Source organism: Lachnoclostridium sp. An76, assembly GCF_002161355.1.
In the GTDB taxonomy this organism is placed as follows: Bacteria; Bacillota; Clostridia; order Lachnospirales; family Lachnospiraceae; genus Mediterraneibacter; species Mediterraneibacter caccavium.
Genome location: NZ_NFHL01000009.1, coordinates 1 through 13189, shown reverse-complemented (window position 1 = coordinate 13189; position 13189 = coordinate 1). Strand labels below are relative to the sequence as shown.

Below are 13189 nucleotides of genomic sequence, written 5' to 3'. Positions count from 1 at the left end.
CTTTTACGGGCGTCTTTTCTTATGCGGGAAAGTGAGGAATTGCAATGAAAGAATTTTGGAACATGGTTCAGATGGTATTTGCCGCTGTGGGCGGATGGCTGGGATACTTTTTGGGCGGCAATGACGGGCTGCTGATTGCCCTGGTGCTTTTTGTAGCGGTGGATTACCTGACCGGTGTGATGTGTGCCATTTCGGATAAGACCTTGTCCAGCAACGTGGGCTTTAAGGGCATCTGCCGGAAGGTGCTGATCTTCCTTCTGGTGGGGATCGCCAATATCCTGGATATCCATGTCATTGGCACCGGGTCGGTGCTGCGGACGGCGGTGATCTTTTTCTATATTTCCAATGAGGGCGTGAGCCTTTTGGAGAATGCGGCGCACCTGGGGCTGCCGGTGCCGGGGAAAATCAAGGCTGTCCTGGAACAGCTCCATGACCGGGCGGAAAAAACAGAAACGGAGGAGAAATGAGATGAAGTTAGTACAGAGCATTTTAACGAAAAATCCCTGCTATACGGCAGGGAGGAAGATCACGGTAAAGGGGCTGATGCTCCATTCGGTGGGCTGTCCCCAGCCCAAGGCGTCCGTGTTTATCAATAACTGGAACAGCCCATCCTATGACAGTGCCTGCGTCCATGGGTTTATTGACGGCAATGACGGGACGGTATACCAGACCCTTCCCTGGAACCACCGGGGCTGGCACTGCGGCTCCGGCAACAAGGGGAGCGGCAACAACACCCATGTCGGCGTGGAGATGTGTGAGCCTGCCTGTATCAAGTACACAGGCGGGGCGAATTTTACCTGTTCCGATACCGCTGCGGCAAAGGCAGTGGCGAAGCGTACTTATGAGGCGGCAGTGGAACTGTTTGCTTATCTGTGCAAGCAGTACAATCTGAACCCAACTGCGGATGGCGTGATCATCAGCCACCGGGAAGGACACAGCCGGGGGATCGCTTCCAACCACGGGGATCCGGAGCATCTGTGGAAGGGGCTTGGCCTGGGCTATACCATGGACGGGTTTCGGAAGGATGTGAAGGCGGCTATGGGAGGGGCTGGGACAACGGAGCCGGAGAACGGCGGATGGTTCCGGGTCAGGAAGTCCTGGACAGATGCGAAGTCCCAGAAAGGGGCGTTCAAAGTGCTTGCCAATGCTAAGAAGTGTGCGGATGAGAATCCGGGGTATTCGGTATACGACGAATCTGGGAAGGCTGTCTATGGAGGATCGGGATCCGGAAGCGGTTTTTCTCCGTATCTGGTGCAGGTATCCATCACGGATCTGAATATCCGGAAAGGACCGGGGACGAATTACGGGAAGACCGGGAAATATACCGGGAAAGGCGTCTTTACCATTGTGGAGGAAGCGGACGGACAGGGGGCTTCCCGTTGGGGCAAGCTGAAATCCGGCGCAGGGTGGATCTCGCTGGATTACGCCCGCAGGATTTAATATCTTCTCTGACAGCTTGCTGACAAGTGAATAGGAAAGGTTAGAATATGGCCTGTCGTTATCTGTTGAAGTATACGCAGATAGCGGCGGGCCTTTTCTTTTTTTTTCAGAAATCAAAAAATCGGGCAGGAAAACTCCTTTGAGCAGAAGAAGGAGGTGTCTGCCTTTGAAAAAAGTAGAAGTGGTGGATACGGGCCGCCTGACGGAGAAAGAGGCGAGGATGAATATGGAAAAATGCGCGGAATTTCTGGCACGGATGATCCAGAAATATGGGGATGCGATCCTGGCGGAACTGGGAGCCGAAAAGGGGCAGGAAAACAGGGGATATGACGGGGATGCCGGCGCCTATTAGGGATGCCGGCTCTTTTTTTGGGAGTCCCGCACAAAAAAGAGGGTGGATCCATATGAATTTTGTGCGCTGACAGAAATGAAGGAACACGATACATTATAGGTACAGGCAGCCGTGTGACAACGGGAATACGAAAAGGGGGAGAGAACTTGAAGCGAAAAAAATGTTATATTTACACCCGTGTTTCCACTGCCGCCCAGACAGAAGGGTACAGCCTGGACGCCCAGCAGAAGCGGCTGAAAGATTTTGCTGAATATAAAGGGCTGGAAATTGCCGGAGAGTATTGTGACGCTGGGAAATCTGGACATAGCATCAAGGGCAGGCCTGCATTTATGGAGATGATGGATGATATTACCAGTGGGAAGGATGATATTTCCTTTGTCCTGGTATTTAAACTTTCCAGGTTTGGGCGTAATGCGGCGGATGTGCTGAAATCAATGCAGACGCTGATGGATTATGATATCGACCTGATCTGTGTGGAGGACAGCATTGACAGTTCCACCCAGGGTGGTAGGCTGACCTTGGCGATCCTTTCAGCTGTGTCGGAGATTGAGCGGGAGAATATCCGGATCCAGTTCATGTCCGGGAAGATGCAGAAGGTGCTGAAGGGTGGATGGGCAGGCGGGCCGATTCCGTATGGATACCGGAGCAGGGAGGGAGAATTGGTGATAGAACCTTCAGAAGCAGAGGTCATCCGTCTGATCTATGAAAAGTATCTGGAACCGCCGATGAAGCTGAACAGTGTTGTCCGCTGGCTGAATAGCCATGGATACCAGCGTATTTCCCAGGGAACCATCCGTCCCTTTAATAGTGATTTTGTATCCCGTATCTTGAACAATCCTTTTTATTGCGGGAAGATCGTTTATTACCGCAGGGCGAATAAGGGAAGCCCGGATCCAAAGCAGGAGATTGTGGTCCAGGGAAAACATGAGGCTATTGTGACAGAGAAGATTTGGGAACAGGCTCAGGAAAAACGGGAACAGTTGGCCAGGGTAAAAGGGAAACGGGATGAAGAGGATCGGATCAGTTTGCTGTCAGGATTGGTAAAATGTCCAGTCTGCGGGGGCGGGCTTATAAGTAAGAAGAATAAAAGTTTGAACCATAACTATGGGGGATATTATAAAACCGTTTATTCCTATGGGTGCAGAAATTACAGGACATCGGAAGGGCGTGTGTGCAGCTTTTGCCATACCTATAACCAGGAAAGGCTGGATGCGGCCGTGATGGAAGTTATCCAGAAGGTTACCGGGACGGAAGAATTCCGGACGGCTTTTGCCAGGACAGTCGGGAATCAGATGTCTGAGGAAGCGGTGGAAACACAGCTGAAGATGCTCCGGAAAGAGATGCATCACCAGGAGCATGTGAAATATAAATTGGGGATGGAGCTGGATCATCTGGACGTGCTGGCGGAAAGTTATGATCAGCAATATGAAAAATTACAGGCAGAGGTGGACGCGGCATATGACAGGATCGGTCGGATCGAGGATAAGATAGAGAAGCTAAAGCGTAAACTGCTGAGGATGAAGCAGGGCATCCATTCCTCTGATAATATCTGCCTGATCCTGGATCATTTTGACAGACTGTATGAAAAAATGAACTATGAAGAGCGCCGGACGCTGTGCCGACAGTTTATCCAGAGGATTGAAGTATTTCCGGAAAAAGGAGATGACAAGAGAATCCTGAAAAGTATTACTTTCCGTTTCCCCGTTTATTTTGATCTGGGCGGGAATCAGGAAGGGGATGATGAGGATACCCCGGATGAGATGGTAGTCTTTACGCTGGACTGTTCCCGTCTTCCGATAACGGCGGCAGAGTCCAAAGCCACTTATGCAGAGATAAAAGCCCACGTTCTGAGGATACATGGATTAAAGGTTTCCAGTTTGTATATTGCCCAGGTAAAGCGGAAATATGGCATCGAGATGGGGACAGCTTACAATAAGCCGGAGAAGAATAAGAATCATATCCCGAGATGTCCGAAGGAAAAAGAACTGGCAATCCTGGACGCGTTGAAAACTTACCGGATGATACCGGAATCAACAGAATATTTTGAGGAGGCGGCAGAGTGAGAAAACAGAAATGTTATATTTATATGAGAGTATCCACAGCCATGCAGGTAGAGGGCTACAGCCTGGAGGCACAAAAAGACCGGTTGACGAAATTTGCCCAGTTCCAGGATATGGAGATTGTCCGGGAATACTGTGACGCCGGAAAGTCTGGAAAGAATATCACCGGCAGGCCGGAATTTTCCCGGATGCTCCAGGATGTGGCGGAGGAGAAGGACGGTGTTTCCTATATTCTGGTCTTTAAACTCTCACGGTTTGGGCGCAATGCGGCGGATGTGCTCAACTCACTCCAATATATCCAGGATTACGGAGTGAATCTGATCTGCGTGGAGGATGGCATTGACTCTTCCAAAGATTCCGGCAAGCTGACCATCACAGTTCTGTCAGCGGTGGCGGAGATTGAAAGAGAGAATATCCTGGTTCAGACTATGGAAGGCCGGAAACAGAAGGCCAGGGAGGGAAAGTGGAATGGCGGGCAGGCGCCTTTCGGATATGAACTGGATTCAAAAAACAGTACGTTGATCGTGAACCCAGAGGAAGCGGAGATTGTCCGGATCATCTTTGACCAGTTTACCCGGATGGAGGCAGGGGCTGATTCCATCTGTAAATATTTGAACCAGCATGGATATACAAAGAAGCGGCTCCGGGATCAGGAGGTCAGTTACTTTTCCAGAAGCACGATTCTGAAGATACTGGATAATCCGGTTTATGTAGGGAAGATTGCTTACGGGAAAAATAAGACGGAAAAGGTGAAGGGAACGAGGGATCAATACTGCCGGGTGAAGCAGGATGAGTATCTTCTGGCGGATGGACTGCACGATGCGATCATCGATGAGGAAACTTGGGAAGCCGCCAAAGAGAAACGGAAGCGGACGGGTGTCAGATGGGTTAAGACTCACAGCCTGGATCATGAGCATATCTTATCGGGGTTGATTAAATGCCCGCTCTGCGGGGGCGGCATGAGCGGTACCGTGCAGAGAAGGAAAAATAAAAAGACCGGGGAATATAAAGATACATTTTACTACCGCTGCCATCACCGGAAACGAGTTGACGGGCATATCTGTGATTATAAGCCTATGCTCAACCAGAAAGTCTTCAATGCAGAGATTGAGGAATTTATCCGGTATATGGCGGGAGGGGAGAAGTTCAAGGAATTCCTGATGGAAAAACTGGAAGAAAAGGTGGATGTTTCTTCTTTGGAGGAAGAAAAAAAGCAGCTTGCCGGTCAGTTCCAACAGGCTCAGGGATCCAGAAAGAAACTGGTACAGATGTTGGAACGTCTGGATCCGGGCGATAAGCATTATGACAGGAAGTACCAGGATATGCAGGAGCGGATGGATAATCTTTATGACCGAATTGCAGAACTGGAAGAAGCAATTACTGATGTGGAGACAAAGATCGGGGCTTCATATGGAAAACAAGTCACAGGGAAAAAGATATACCAATTTCTTCTGGATTTTGATATATTATATGGTAAAATGACGGATCTGGAAAAGAAGGAGTTCATGAGGACATTTATTGAATCCATTGAACTGGATCCGGATGAAAAAGATATGGGACGCATTATCAAGCATATTGATCTGACGTTTCCAGTATACTACGACGGACAGGAAGGCGACCGAATTCGTATGCCCAAAGAAAACACAGTCGAAACAATCTGTAAACTTGTGCGGAAATAGGCGGTTTTCCGGCATTTGTGTGGTGCGGTTCAGTCGATTTGCCACCCATTTGCCACCGCAATTTTAAAAATCAATACTGAACATAGAAACAGCACTGAACACGCTGAACAGATAGCGTTATCAGTGCTGTTTTTAATAGTTATGATGTTTTTACAGCGGTGATCTTCTCAAACAGATCAACGGACTGTTCACCCATCTTTTCGGTGTCGTGAACATAGGTCTGTAAAGTGGTCTTGATGTTGGTATGCCCTAACCGTGTCTGCACATTCTTCACATTTGCCCCCGCTTCAATCAGCATGGTGGCATGCGTATGCCGCAAACTGTGATAGTCAAAGGCAAGGTGTAATTCCTTGTGAATGACCCGTGAACAGAATTTGAATGAGTCAGTAGAAGTATACTGCCCGTTCTCTGCTATGCAGATCAGGCGAACACGCTGCAACTGGCTTTCAACGCATTTCTGGACGGGAACGACCCGCCACATATCATTACCCTTTTCATCAATCTCTTTTTTCAGAACGTGGATTGTATAATATTCCCCGTACTTCATTTCATTGCGCATTTGTGCGGTTTTTTCCTGTTTCAAGGCATTATAGAGGGTTTCGCCAAAAGGAACGGTTCTGACAGATGCCGGAGTCTTTGGAGTTGTAAAGTACCATGAGGAACGCTGTTCCCGTTTTCCCTGTTTCTCTACCACCCGGCGAACATCAGCCCCGAAGTTGCGCTTTACAATCTGCTTATTGACGGACAGGGTTCTTTTTTCAAAGTCAATATCATCCCATGTGAGGGCGAACGCTTCACTGATCCGCAGCCCGGTATAAAATCCGATCATGAGCGGGATATAATACCGGGTGTCACGGAAACGGTCAATAATCTGGTTCCACTCTTCCAAAGTAAGAATGATCCTTTCTCTTGGCTTGCGCTCTACTTTGGGAAACTTGACCGATTTCATAGGGTTCTGGCTGATATAGTGCAGCGGTTCAATGGCATAATCCAAAGCAGACTGAAACACGGTCAGTATTCCCACAATATGACTCTTGGAATAGCCGTTCATTTTCAGATTGTTGGCGTATTCCTGTAATACTGCGGCATTGATCGCTTTCAGCTTATATGCCCCGAATTTGGGCTTTATATGCCCTTCTATGATGCGGAGATATGCCACCTGTGTATTATATTTCAGATTCAGCTTGCAGGATAATTCATACCACTGATCCAGATAGTCGGAAACTGTGATTTCAGACGGTTCAAAGACTGTTCCGGCGTTGTTGTATTCGTTCATTGCCGCCGCAAGTGCGGCTTCTGCTTCTTTCTTGGTGCGGAAACCACCCTTTTCTTTTTTCTTCCTCTTGCCGTCAACCTTTCCCAGATCAAAATAATATGACCATGTTGAACCTCTTTTTCTTACTCCACCTTGCATAAAATAAACACATCCTTTCTAATCCGCCGGGCGGCTTAGATTGAAAGGAAAATGTGGCTATTTATTTTTTTGAACGACTTTTTTATAGAATATACCTTCTATGGTCTCCCTTGCCCTGTCTTGTAGTTCCTCAAATTCTTCTGGTGTAAAGACTGCTGACTCCCCGCCTTTAGTAAGAATATATACCGCTTCATCTGGAATTTGCACCCTTTCAGCAGGATCGGGTTCATCAGGGTTCTCAAAATGCCATTTTGTCACATTATATTCCATAGAAAACCCTAGCGATTTAAAATAGTTTTCTATAATTTCAAGATGTTTTACTTCATCAGCAACGAACATTTCACCTTGTCCGGACATTAACCACAATTCATTAACATTATATTCCCGACAAATGGATTTTCGCATCTGTTCAGTAACATTTCTATGCCCTTTTTCTATATTTGAAATCGCTACTTTGGTAACACCTAGCCTTTGACCGAATTTTTCCAAAGTCATACCTAATCTTTTGCGAACTTCTTGAACACGTTCATTTTCTGATTTGATTGTTACCACCTTCTTTCATAATTAAAGATAACACAAAAGAGAGTGATTGACAATGAAAAGTTTTCAAAGATTACCAAAAGGTGTTGACAAAGTTATCATAGATTACTATAATGTAAACGAAGATAACAAAAATCAAAAGTCGGGCGGCTTAGATTAAAAGGAAAATTGAAAAGAGAGGTAAAGCAATATGACAAATAAGGAATATAGGGAAATGCTTATCAGCGGTATTCTGGATTACCAGACAAAAGGACAGTTCACAGAGGAAGAACTTAGAAAGAAACCAATCCGAACACTTGAAATCATCTATGACAACGTAGAATAGCCGAAACGGTCAGTAATGACCGTCAGCCGGGAAGTGACTGCCCCGGCTCTGATGATGGCAGGTCATGAACCTTGACAACTTCATCTGTCCGGCAACGGCTTAATCAACCGTAAGGGGTAACGCTGTAAATCCCCTGCATAAGTGCCGTACAAATCTAAAGAAAGAAGGTGAAAATGTGAAAATTAACAAGCAGAAATTATATATTGCTATGGCGAACAGTTGTCTTAATATGGATGATTTAGCAGTAAAGGCAGGGGTTTCAAGAGTATCTTTAACACAGTATAGTGCGGGTGTTACTGAACCGAGAACGAAAACGCTTGGAAAGATTGCCAAAGCCCTGAATGTACCTGTTGAACAGTTGATTGATCTGGAGAGTGATTAAAGTGAAGTACAGAATTGAGCTTGCTGATCGGCGGTGTTGCAGCATTGCCAACAGCAGAAAGGAACTGATTGAGCGGTTGCAGACGCTTGACAGGGGAGCGGTTGAGGATATCCGTAAAGTATATAAAAGCGGTGTGTCTGACTCCGTAATTGAAAAGTATGAACAGTATACAAAATAAGACCAAAGGAATGATTTTATAAAAATTTATTGCAGGAAGGTGGTGAGAATGGACAATGGACACGAAAGACTTTGATGAATTAGGAATCTATAAAGGGTTCGTGAAAAATCAAAAAGGGAAAAAATATCCGGGCAGAAATCCAAAGCTTTTATCTTTACTGGAAGTAGACGAATTTGACAGTTTTAGCGGTGTAATGAACGCTAACACAGTGCTTTTTGATGCAGATGAAGAACTCCATAGTGAAATCTTACGAAAGATCATTGAGGGCGAAGGATTAGCCTGCTGTATGACTGATCGGAATGGCGACAGGGGCTATCATGCCACTATGATTAATAGTAATACATCATTGAAGAAGGCTGATAAAGTCATGCTTGCCTGTGGTATTGTTGTAGACTTTCATCCGGGCAACTCATTACCTTATGAGTGTTTAAAGTTCAATGGGGCTGAACGAAACATAATTTATAACAAAATGCCATATCAGGAGATACCGAAATATTTTACCCCGTTACCAAAATCCTATATTGATTTTACGAATATGGGCGAAGGTGACGGGAGAAATAGCACGTTATTTTCATATATCCTGACACTGCAAAGCAATGGATTTTCTGTTGATGAAATCAGGGAATGTTTTACAATCCTCAATAGATATGTGCTTGCTGAACCTCTGCCGGACAGTGAGCTTGATACAATTTTAAGGGATGAAGCATTTAAAAAACAAGTATTTTTTCAGAAAAGTAAATTTTCACATGATAAATTTGCAGAGCATATCAGATCAAAATACCATGTGAAGAAAATTAATGGTCAGCTTCATGTGTATGAGGACGGTATCTATAAACCCGGATATGAAGCAATAGAAAGGGCAATGGTGCAAGAAATTTCTTCCCTGACTTCAAACCAAAGAAAAGAAGTGCTGAAATATCTTGAAGTGGTGTGTGTTGGAGAAGAACAGGCGGCTGCCCTAAACCTATTTGCGTTTAACAATGGAATTTATGATATTAATACGGACAGTTTAGAGCCGTTCAGCCCTCAATATATTATTACAAATAAAATACCTTGGAATTATAACCCTGACGCAAAATCGGACTTGGTGGACAGTGTGCTTGATCGGCTTTCTTGTGGAGATGCAGACATAAAAGAATTATTGAAAGAGGTTGCCGGGGCATGTTTATACCGATCTGCTGCTATTGGTGGCGGTAAAGCTGCTATTTTGGTAGGAGATAAAAGCAACGGAAAAAGTACATTCCTTCATATGGTTCAGACTATGTTAGGAAAAGACAACTATTCTGCTATTGATCTTGGTGAACTGAAAGACAGGTTTTCAACAATCATGCTGTATGGAAAACTGGCAAATATTGGGGATGATATTTCTAATGAATATATTGCAGATACTTCCATACTTAAAAAGATGATTACAGGTGAAGTGATAAAGGCTGAACAAAAAGGGGTTCCGGCAATTAATTTCGTACCGTATGCAATGCATATATATTCGGCGAATGATATTCCCCGCATGAAGGACAAGACAGGGGCGGTATTGCGTAGGCTGTTGCTGATCCCGTTGAACGGAACATTTACAAAAGATTCCCCGGACTTTGACCCATTTATCAAATACAAGTTAAGTCAGCCGGAATGTATGGAATATTTTATTCAGTGCGCTTTAGACGGTCTTGCCGCTGTTTTGGACAACAAAGCTTTTACCGTTCCGGCAAAGGTACAGCAGGAAAAAGACCATTACAGTAAAGAAAATAATTCTGTTTTGGCGTTTATTGAGGATAGCGAAAAAGAAAATATCATCAATCAGGCTACTGCTGATGTATATAAACAGTATCAAATTTTTTGTAATGATAATGGATTCCGACAAGAAACAAAAATCAATTTTTCTAAAGAGGTCAACAAGGTATTAGGTACAAAAACAGTTGATAGTCATATTGGAAAAGGTAAAGAACGAAAGACAATAAGAATTTTTGCTGAATAATGGCGGCGTTGGCGTAGTTGTGGCGTAGATTATTGGCGCACAAGAAATATAGTAAACGTATGTTGTGGCGGCGTTGGCGTAGTTATATGTAACTTCTTAATTTATATAATTCTTGATGTGTTACAAAAGTAGAAAATATAAATATAATAATATTTTTTATTATACTTCGCCAATTACGCCAACATTGAAAGGCAGGTGAAAAATATGTTTTGTCCTATGACGAAAAAAGAATGTAGACAGGATTGTGCTTGGTTTGTAGAAGGTGGATGTTCAGTTATAAGATTGAATGATATTGCAGATCAGCTTGATTTTGTTCAAGATGCTGTAAACACATTGGAAGAGACGATTTCAAAGAAAAATTTTGCGGAGTGAAGGAGTGAATGATTATGAAATTAGTTATCAAAAATTTATCGGCAGAGGATGAAAGGCTTGTGAAAAAACTGTACAAGTGGATGCAGAAACAGGGATTGTCTTATGGCGAAGCCCATCACTTGCTTAATGTGATGAAGGACTCTCTTAGCAACTACAAATTTGAGAAGATACAGAACACAAAACTGTAAGCAGGAAAAAGGACGGTGAAACAGGTATGACGAAAAAAATCACAGATCAGATGTTTGACGAGATGGACGAAAACAATATGTCTGCTAAAGATTTGCTTGGTGTGGTGATGCACCTTGTAGACACGGATGATAATGCAGACAGTATTATGATCGGAGATATCCGGGTTGAAGGTCTGATCCGGGCAGCGTATAGCTACATACTGAAAAATGACAGGATGTTTTCGCAGAAATAGGGGGATATGATGGAAAAATTACTGTATCAGCAGAATAAGACAATGGAAATTCTTGCAAGGCAGCCGATATTTACACAGAACGGCGGGGAATATGGAAAAATCCGGGATATCATTTCAGCATACAAAAACGCTGATAACAGACCGTTCGTATTTCTTGTGATGGACGCAATAGAACAAGGCCTCTTATCGGGTTTTCTCCGGGATGTGTACGCATTGGGGAAAATACACGGAATAAAGGAAGAACGTACAAAGAGAAAGGGCAGGTAATGGATATGAACAAAGAATTAGAAAATAAAATTGATCTCGTATGTGAAGCAATCAACATGGTATTTGCACATAATGAGCCGGAACGCATTGAACAGACTTTGAAATTTGCGGGGATCGTGGCACAGGCACCGAGCGAAGAACTTCTTGAAAAGGCTGTTGATATGGTGATTACTTCTTTGGACAGTGCCTTTGATGCAGCGAAAGCCGAATTAAAATCAGGGGGGATAATGACAGAATGAAGGAACAGATTATAGAAATGTTGGACAAGGCAGATGAAAGAAAAATGAAACTGGTGTATTTTTTCATCAGGGGTTTACTGGGATATTAAAACCCTTACATAATCGAAATTACATAAGGACTTGCCACATGGTAAACATATGACCTGAACAACCATAGTTTACCATGTGGGCGGTTATTTTATCAAGCGGAATATTATGACGATTATATAGGCATTATATGAGGTCACAGACACAAATATTTTTGGATAGATTTGGATTGATCTGGGGGGCGTGTACATGAAATCAAAATAGAAAAGACTTTAATAAATGTTAATAAAACCGGGGGACGTATACGGAAAATTAACATATAAAAAGTGCTTAGATTTTCGGGTTTCTCGCACGCACGTGCGAAAGGGGGATTAAAGCGGTGGAATATATTGACGTGAGACAGTTCAAGGACAAAGTAAAACCGGATGCAAAGGGGGTCACATTTAAAGACAGTCACGGATTACAGAGGACAGTATCATTTTTGTATCAGAAAACAGGGTACGGAAAGAAACGGTTCTTCTGCTGCCCGTTCTGTCTGAAACGTGTACAGAAATTATATTTTGTTGGAAATGAGTATATGTGTTCAGAGTGCGGCAAAGTGAACCCGTATGAAGGTATAAAAAATAACACGAAAGGCGGCTATGATGATATTGCTTACAGAATGAAGAAATACGCCGCAAGATATAACATTCAGTTTGATTTTCCATTTGATTATTTGAACTTTATTTTTGATTCACGCATAGGGAAACAGTCATTCAGAAAACATTTGACAGTATTGCAGGGGCTTGAAAATATGCGTTTCCAGTCGATTATGAGTAAAACCACATATTCTACAAAAGTATTATCGGCCGTTCTCCGTGGAAAACACCCTCTTCTACAAACACAGACGCTTTGGGAACTGAAAAATTGGTTTTATGACTGGAACAGCGGGGAACGGATTATTATAGAGCATCCTCGGCAAATCATAAAAATGTGAAGGACGGTGATTTCTGAATGAGGATAGACACTAAAAAGTTAAATGAAGCTATGGCAGAGAAAGGGATTTTTCCTAAAGACTTATGCGGCAGGCTGAACATAACTGAACGAGAATTGAAAATAATCCTGATTGGTGGAAGGAATGTTGATACAAGGACGGCGGCAAGAATTTCTTCTGTTTTAGGGGTAAAGGTTCGGGATATAGAAAAGACGGGTGATGATTATGATAGCGGTGCGGTATCTGGAAAGCCTGAAACGGCAGAAATATAAGATTGCTGATTTGATAGAGCGGCGGGAAACGCTCCGGCAGAAAGTAGCCAGTGCCGGAAGTATCAATTACAGTCAGGTGAAAGTGCAGACCAGTCACAACAATGACGCTCTGACAAGTGCGGTTGTGAAAGTGTCTGAACTGACTGAACGCATTGAACAGGCACAGGCGCAATATTTTGTTTTGGAAAATGAGATCATATGTTTTTTGTCAAGTACTTTTCCCTGAAAAAAGCGTCGGAATTCCCTTTTTTCAGCAAGGGATTTTCCCTGCCTTCA

16 protein-coding genes and 1 other RNA gene are annotated in these 13189 nt (G+C 43.8%); 15 read left to right on the top strand and 2 right to left on the bottom strand.

Annotated features, from left to right (window positions below; translation table 11 throughout):
- Nucleotides 1-44: 44 nt before the first annotated feature.
- The 5 genes from B5G27_RS13215 (at nt 45) to B5G27_RS13195 (ending at nt 5531) form a co-directional block, all read left to right on the top strand.
- Nucleotides 45-467 (top strand): phage holin family protein, encoded by a 423-nt coding sequence (locus B5G27_RS13215; protein WP_087179338.1) that lies wholly within the window; start codon nt 45-47, stop codon nt 465-467.
- A 1-nt stretch (nt 468) separates the two neighbouring features.
- Nucleotides 469-1440 (top strand): N-acetylmuramoyl-L-alanine amidase, encoded by a 972-nt coding sequence (locus B5G27_RS13210; protein ID WP_087179337.1) that lies wholly within the window; start codon nt 469-471, stop codon nt 1438-1440.
- 166 nt (nt 1441-1606) lie between these two features.
- Nucleotides 1607-1792: a hypothetical protein gene (locus B5G27_RS13205; RefSeq protein WP_087179336.1), complete on the top strand. Its 186-nt coding sequence runs from the start codon at nt 1607-1609 to the stop codon at nt 1790-1792.
- A gap of 146 nt (nt 1793-1938) precedes the next feature.
- Nucleotides 1939-3855: a recombinase family protein gene (locus B5G27_RS13200; protein WP_143449728.1), complete on the top strand. Its 1917-nt coding sequence runs from the start codon at nt 1939-1941 to the stop codon at nt 3853-3855.
- A 23-nt stretch (nt 3856-3878) separates the two neighbouring features.
- Nucleotides 3879-5531: a recombinase family protein gene (locus B5G27_RS13195; RefSeq protein ID WP_087179427.1), complete on the top strand. Its 1653-nt coding sequence runs from the start codon at nt 3879-3881 to the stop codon at nt 5529-5531.
- 139 nt (nt 5532-5670) lie between these two features.
- Here the strand turns inward: B5G27_RS13195 and B5G27_RS13190 are convergent, their stop codons facing one another.
- On the bottom strand, nt 5671-6945 hold the full coding sequence (locus tag B5G27_RS13190) for a tyrosine-type recombinase/integrase (protein ID WP_087179334.1): 1275 nt from the start codon (nt 6943-6945) through the stop codon (nt 5671-5673).
- Between the two features lie 57 nt (nt 6946-7002).
- Nucleotides 7003-7497 (bottom strand): helix-turn-helix domain-containing protein, encoded by a 495-nt coding sequence (locus B5G27_RS13185; RefSeq protein ID WP_242958321.1) that lies wholly within the window; start codon nt 7495-7497, stop codon nt 7003-7005.
- A gap of 311 nt (nt 7498-7808) precedes the next feature.
- Here B5G27_RS13185 and B5G27_RS13180 point away from each other — a divergent pair.
- The 10 genes from B5G27_RS13180 to B5G27_RS13145 all read left to right on the top strand — a co-directional run bounded on the left by B5G27_RS13180 (nt 7809) and on the right by B5G27_RS13145 (nt 12913).
- An RNA gene (locus B5G27_RS13180) (hammerhead ribozyme type II) lies at nt 7809-7877 on the top strand.
- A gap of 108 nt (nt 7878-7985) precedes the next feature.
- Entirely contained in the window at nt 7986-8192 is a 207-nt protein-coding gene (locus tag B5G27_RS13175) for a helix-turn-helix domain-containing protein (RefSeq protein ID WP_087179332.1), read from the top strand.
- A gap of 1 nt (nt 8193) precedes the next feature.
- Nucleotides 8194-8370, top strand: coding sequence for a hypothetical protein (locus tag B5G27_RS16160; protein ID WP_164488453.1), 177 nt, complete (start codon nt 8194-8196; stop codon nt 8368-8370).
- 55 nt (nt 8371-8425) lie between these two features.
- Nucleotides 8426-10342 carry a phage/plasmid primase, P4 family gene (locus B5G27_RS13170; protein ID WP_087179331.1) on the top strand — a complete coding sequence of 639 codons (1917 nt, stop codon included), beginning with the start codon at nt 8426-8428 and terminating at the stop codon, nt 10340-10342.
- 386 nt (nt 10343-10728) lie between these two features.
- The gene (locus B5G27_RS16075; protein WP_162611252.1) at nt 10729-10902 is read left to right on the top strand and encodes a hypothetical protein; all 174 of its coding nucleotides are present in this window, start codon (nt 10729-10731) and stop codon (nt 10900-10902) included.
- A gap of 26 nt (nt 10903-10928) precedes the next feature.
- Nucleotides 10929-11135, top strand: coding sequence for a hypothetical protein (locus B5G27_RS13165; RefSeq protein WP_087179330.1), 207 nt, complete (start codon nt 10929-10931; stop codon nt 11133-11135).
- Between the two features lie 42 nt (nt 11136-11177).
- Nucleotides 11178-11402: a hypothetical protein gene (locus tag B5G27_RS13160; protein WP_143449727.1), complete on the top strand. Its 225-nt coding sequence runs from the start codon at nt 11178-11180 to the stop codon at nt 11400-11402.
- A 5-nt stretch (nt 11403-11407) separates the two neighbouring features.
- Nucleotides 11408-11641 carry a hypothetical protein gene (locus B5G27_RS13155; RefSeq protein ID WP_143449725.1) on the top strand — a complete coding sequence of 78 codons (234 nt, stop codon included), beginning with the start codon at nt 11408-11410 and terminating at the stop codon, nt 11639-11641.
- A 406-nt stretch (nt 11642-12047) separates the two neighbouring features.
- Nucleotides 12048-12644, top strand: coding sequence for a hypothetical protein (locus B5G27_RS13150; RefSeq protein ID WP_087179327.1), 597 nt, complete (start codon nt 12048-12050; stop codon nt 12642-12644).
- 17 nt (nt 12645-12661) lie between these two features.
- A complete protein-coding gene (locus B5G27_RS13145) occupies nt 12662-12913 on the top strand; it encodes a helix-turn-helix domain-containing protein (RefSeq protein WP_087179326.1) in 252 nt (83 codons plus the stop codon).
- The last annotated feature ends 276 nt before the right edge of the window (nt 12914-13189 follow it).

Excerpts from the sequence above, each read along its gene's own strand:
- B5G27_RS13215 (WP_087179338.1), top strand. The coding sequence starts at position 45 with ATGAAAGAATTTTGGAACATGGTTCAGATGGTATTTGCCGCTGTGGGC.
- B5G27_RS13210 (WP_087179337.1), top strand. The coding sequence starts at position 469 with ATGAAGTTAGTACAGAGCATTTTAACGAAAAATCCCTGCTATACGGCA.
- B5G27_RS13195 (WP_087179427.1), top strand. The coding sequence starts at position 3,879 with ATGAGAGTATCCACAGCCATGCAGGTAGAGGGCTACAGCCTGGAGGCA.
- B5G27_RS13190 (WP_087179334.1), bottom strand. The coding sequence starts at position 6,945 with ATGCAAGGTGGAGTAAGAAAAAGAGGTTCAACATGGTCATATTATTTT.
- B5G27_RS13170 (WP_087179331.1), top strand. The coding sequence starts at position 8,426 with ATGGACACGAAAGACTTTGATGAATTAGGAATCTATAAAGGGTTCGTG.
- B5G27_RS16075 (WP_162611252.1), top strand. The coding sequence starts at position 10,729 with ATGAAATTAGTTATCAAAAATTTATCGGCAGAGGATGAAAGGCTTGTG.
- B5G27_RS13165 (WP_087179330.1), top strand. The coding sequence starts at position 10,929 with ATGACGAAAAAAATCACAGATCAGATGTTTGACGAGATGGACGAAAAC.
- B5G27_RS13160 (WP_143449727.1), top strand. The coding sequence starts at position 11,178 with ATGGAAATTCTTGCAAGGCAGCCGATATTTACACAGAACGGCGGGGAA.
- B5G27_RS13155 (WP_143449725.1), top strand. The coding sequence starts at position 11,408 with ATGAACAAAGAATTAGAAAATAAAATTGATCTCGTATGTGAAGCAATC.
- B5G27_RS13145 (WP_087179326.1), top strand. The coding sequence starts at position 12,662 with ATGAGGATAGACACTAAAAAGTTAAATGAAGCTATGGCAGAGAAAGGG.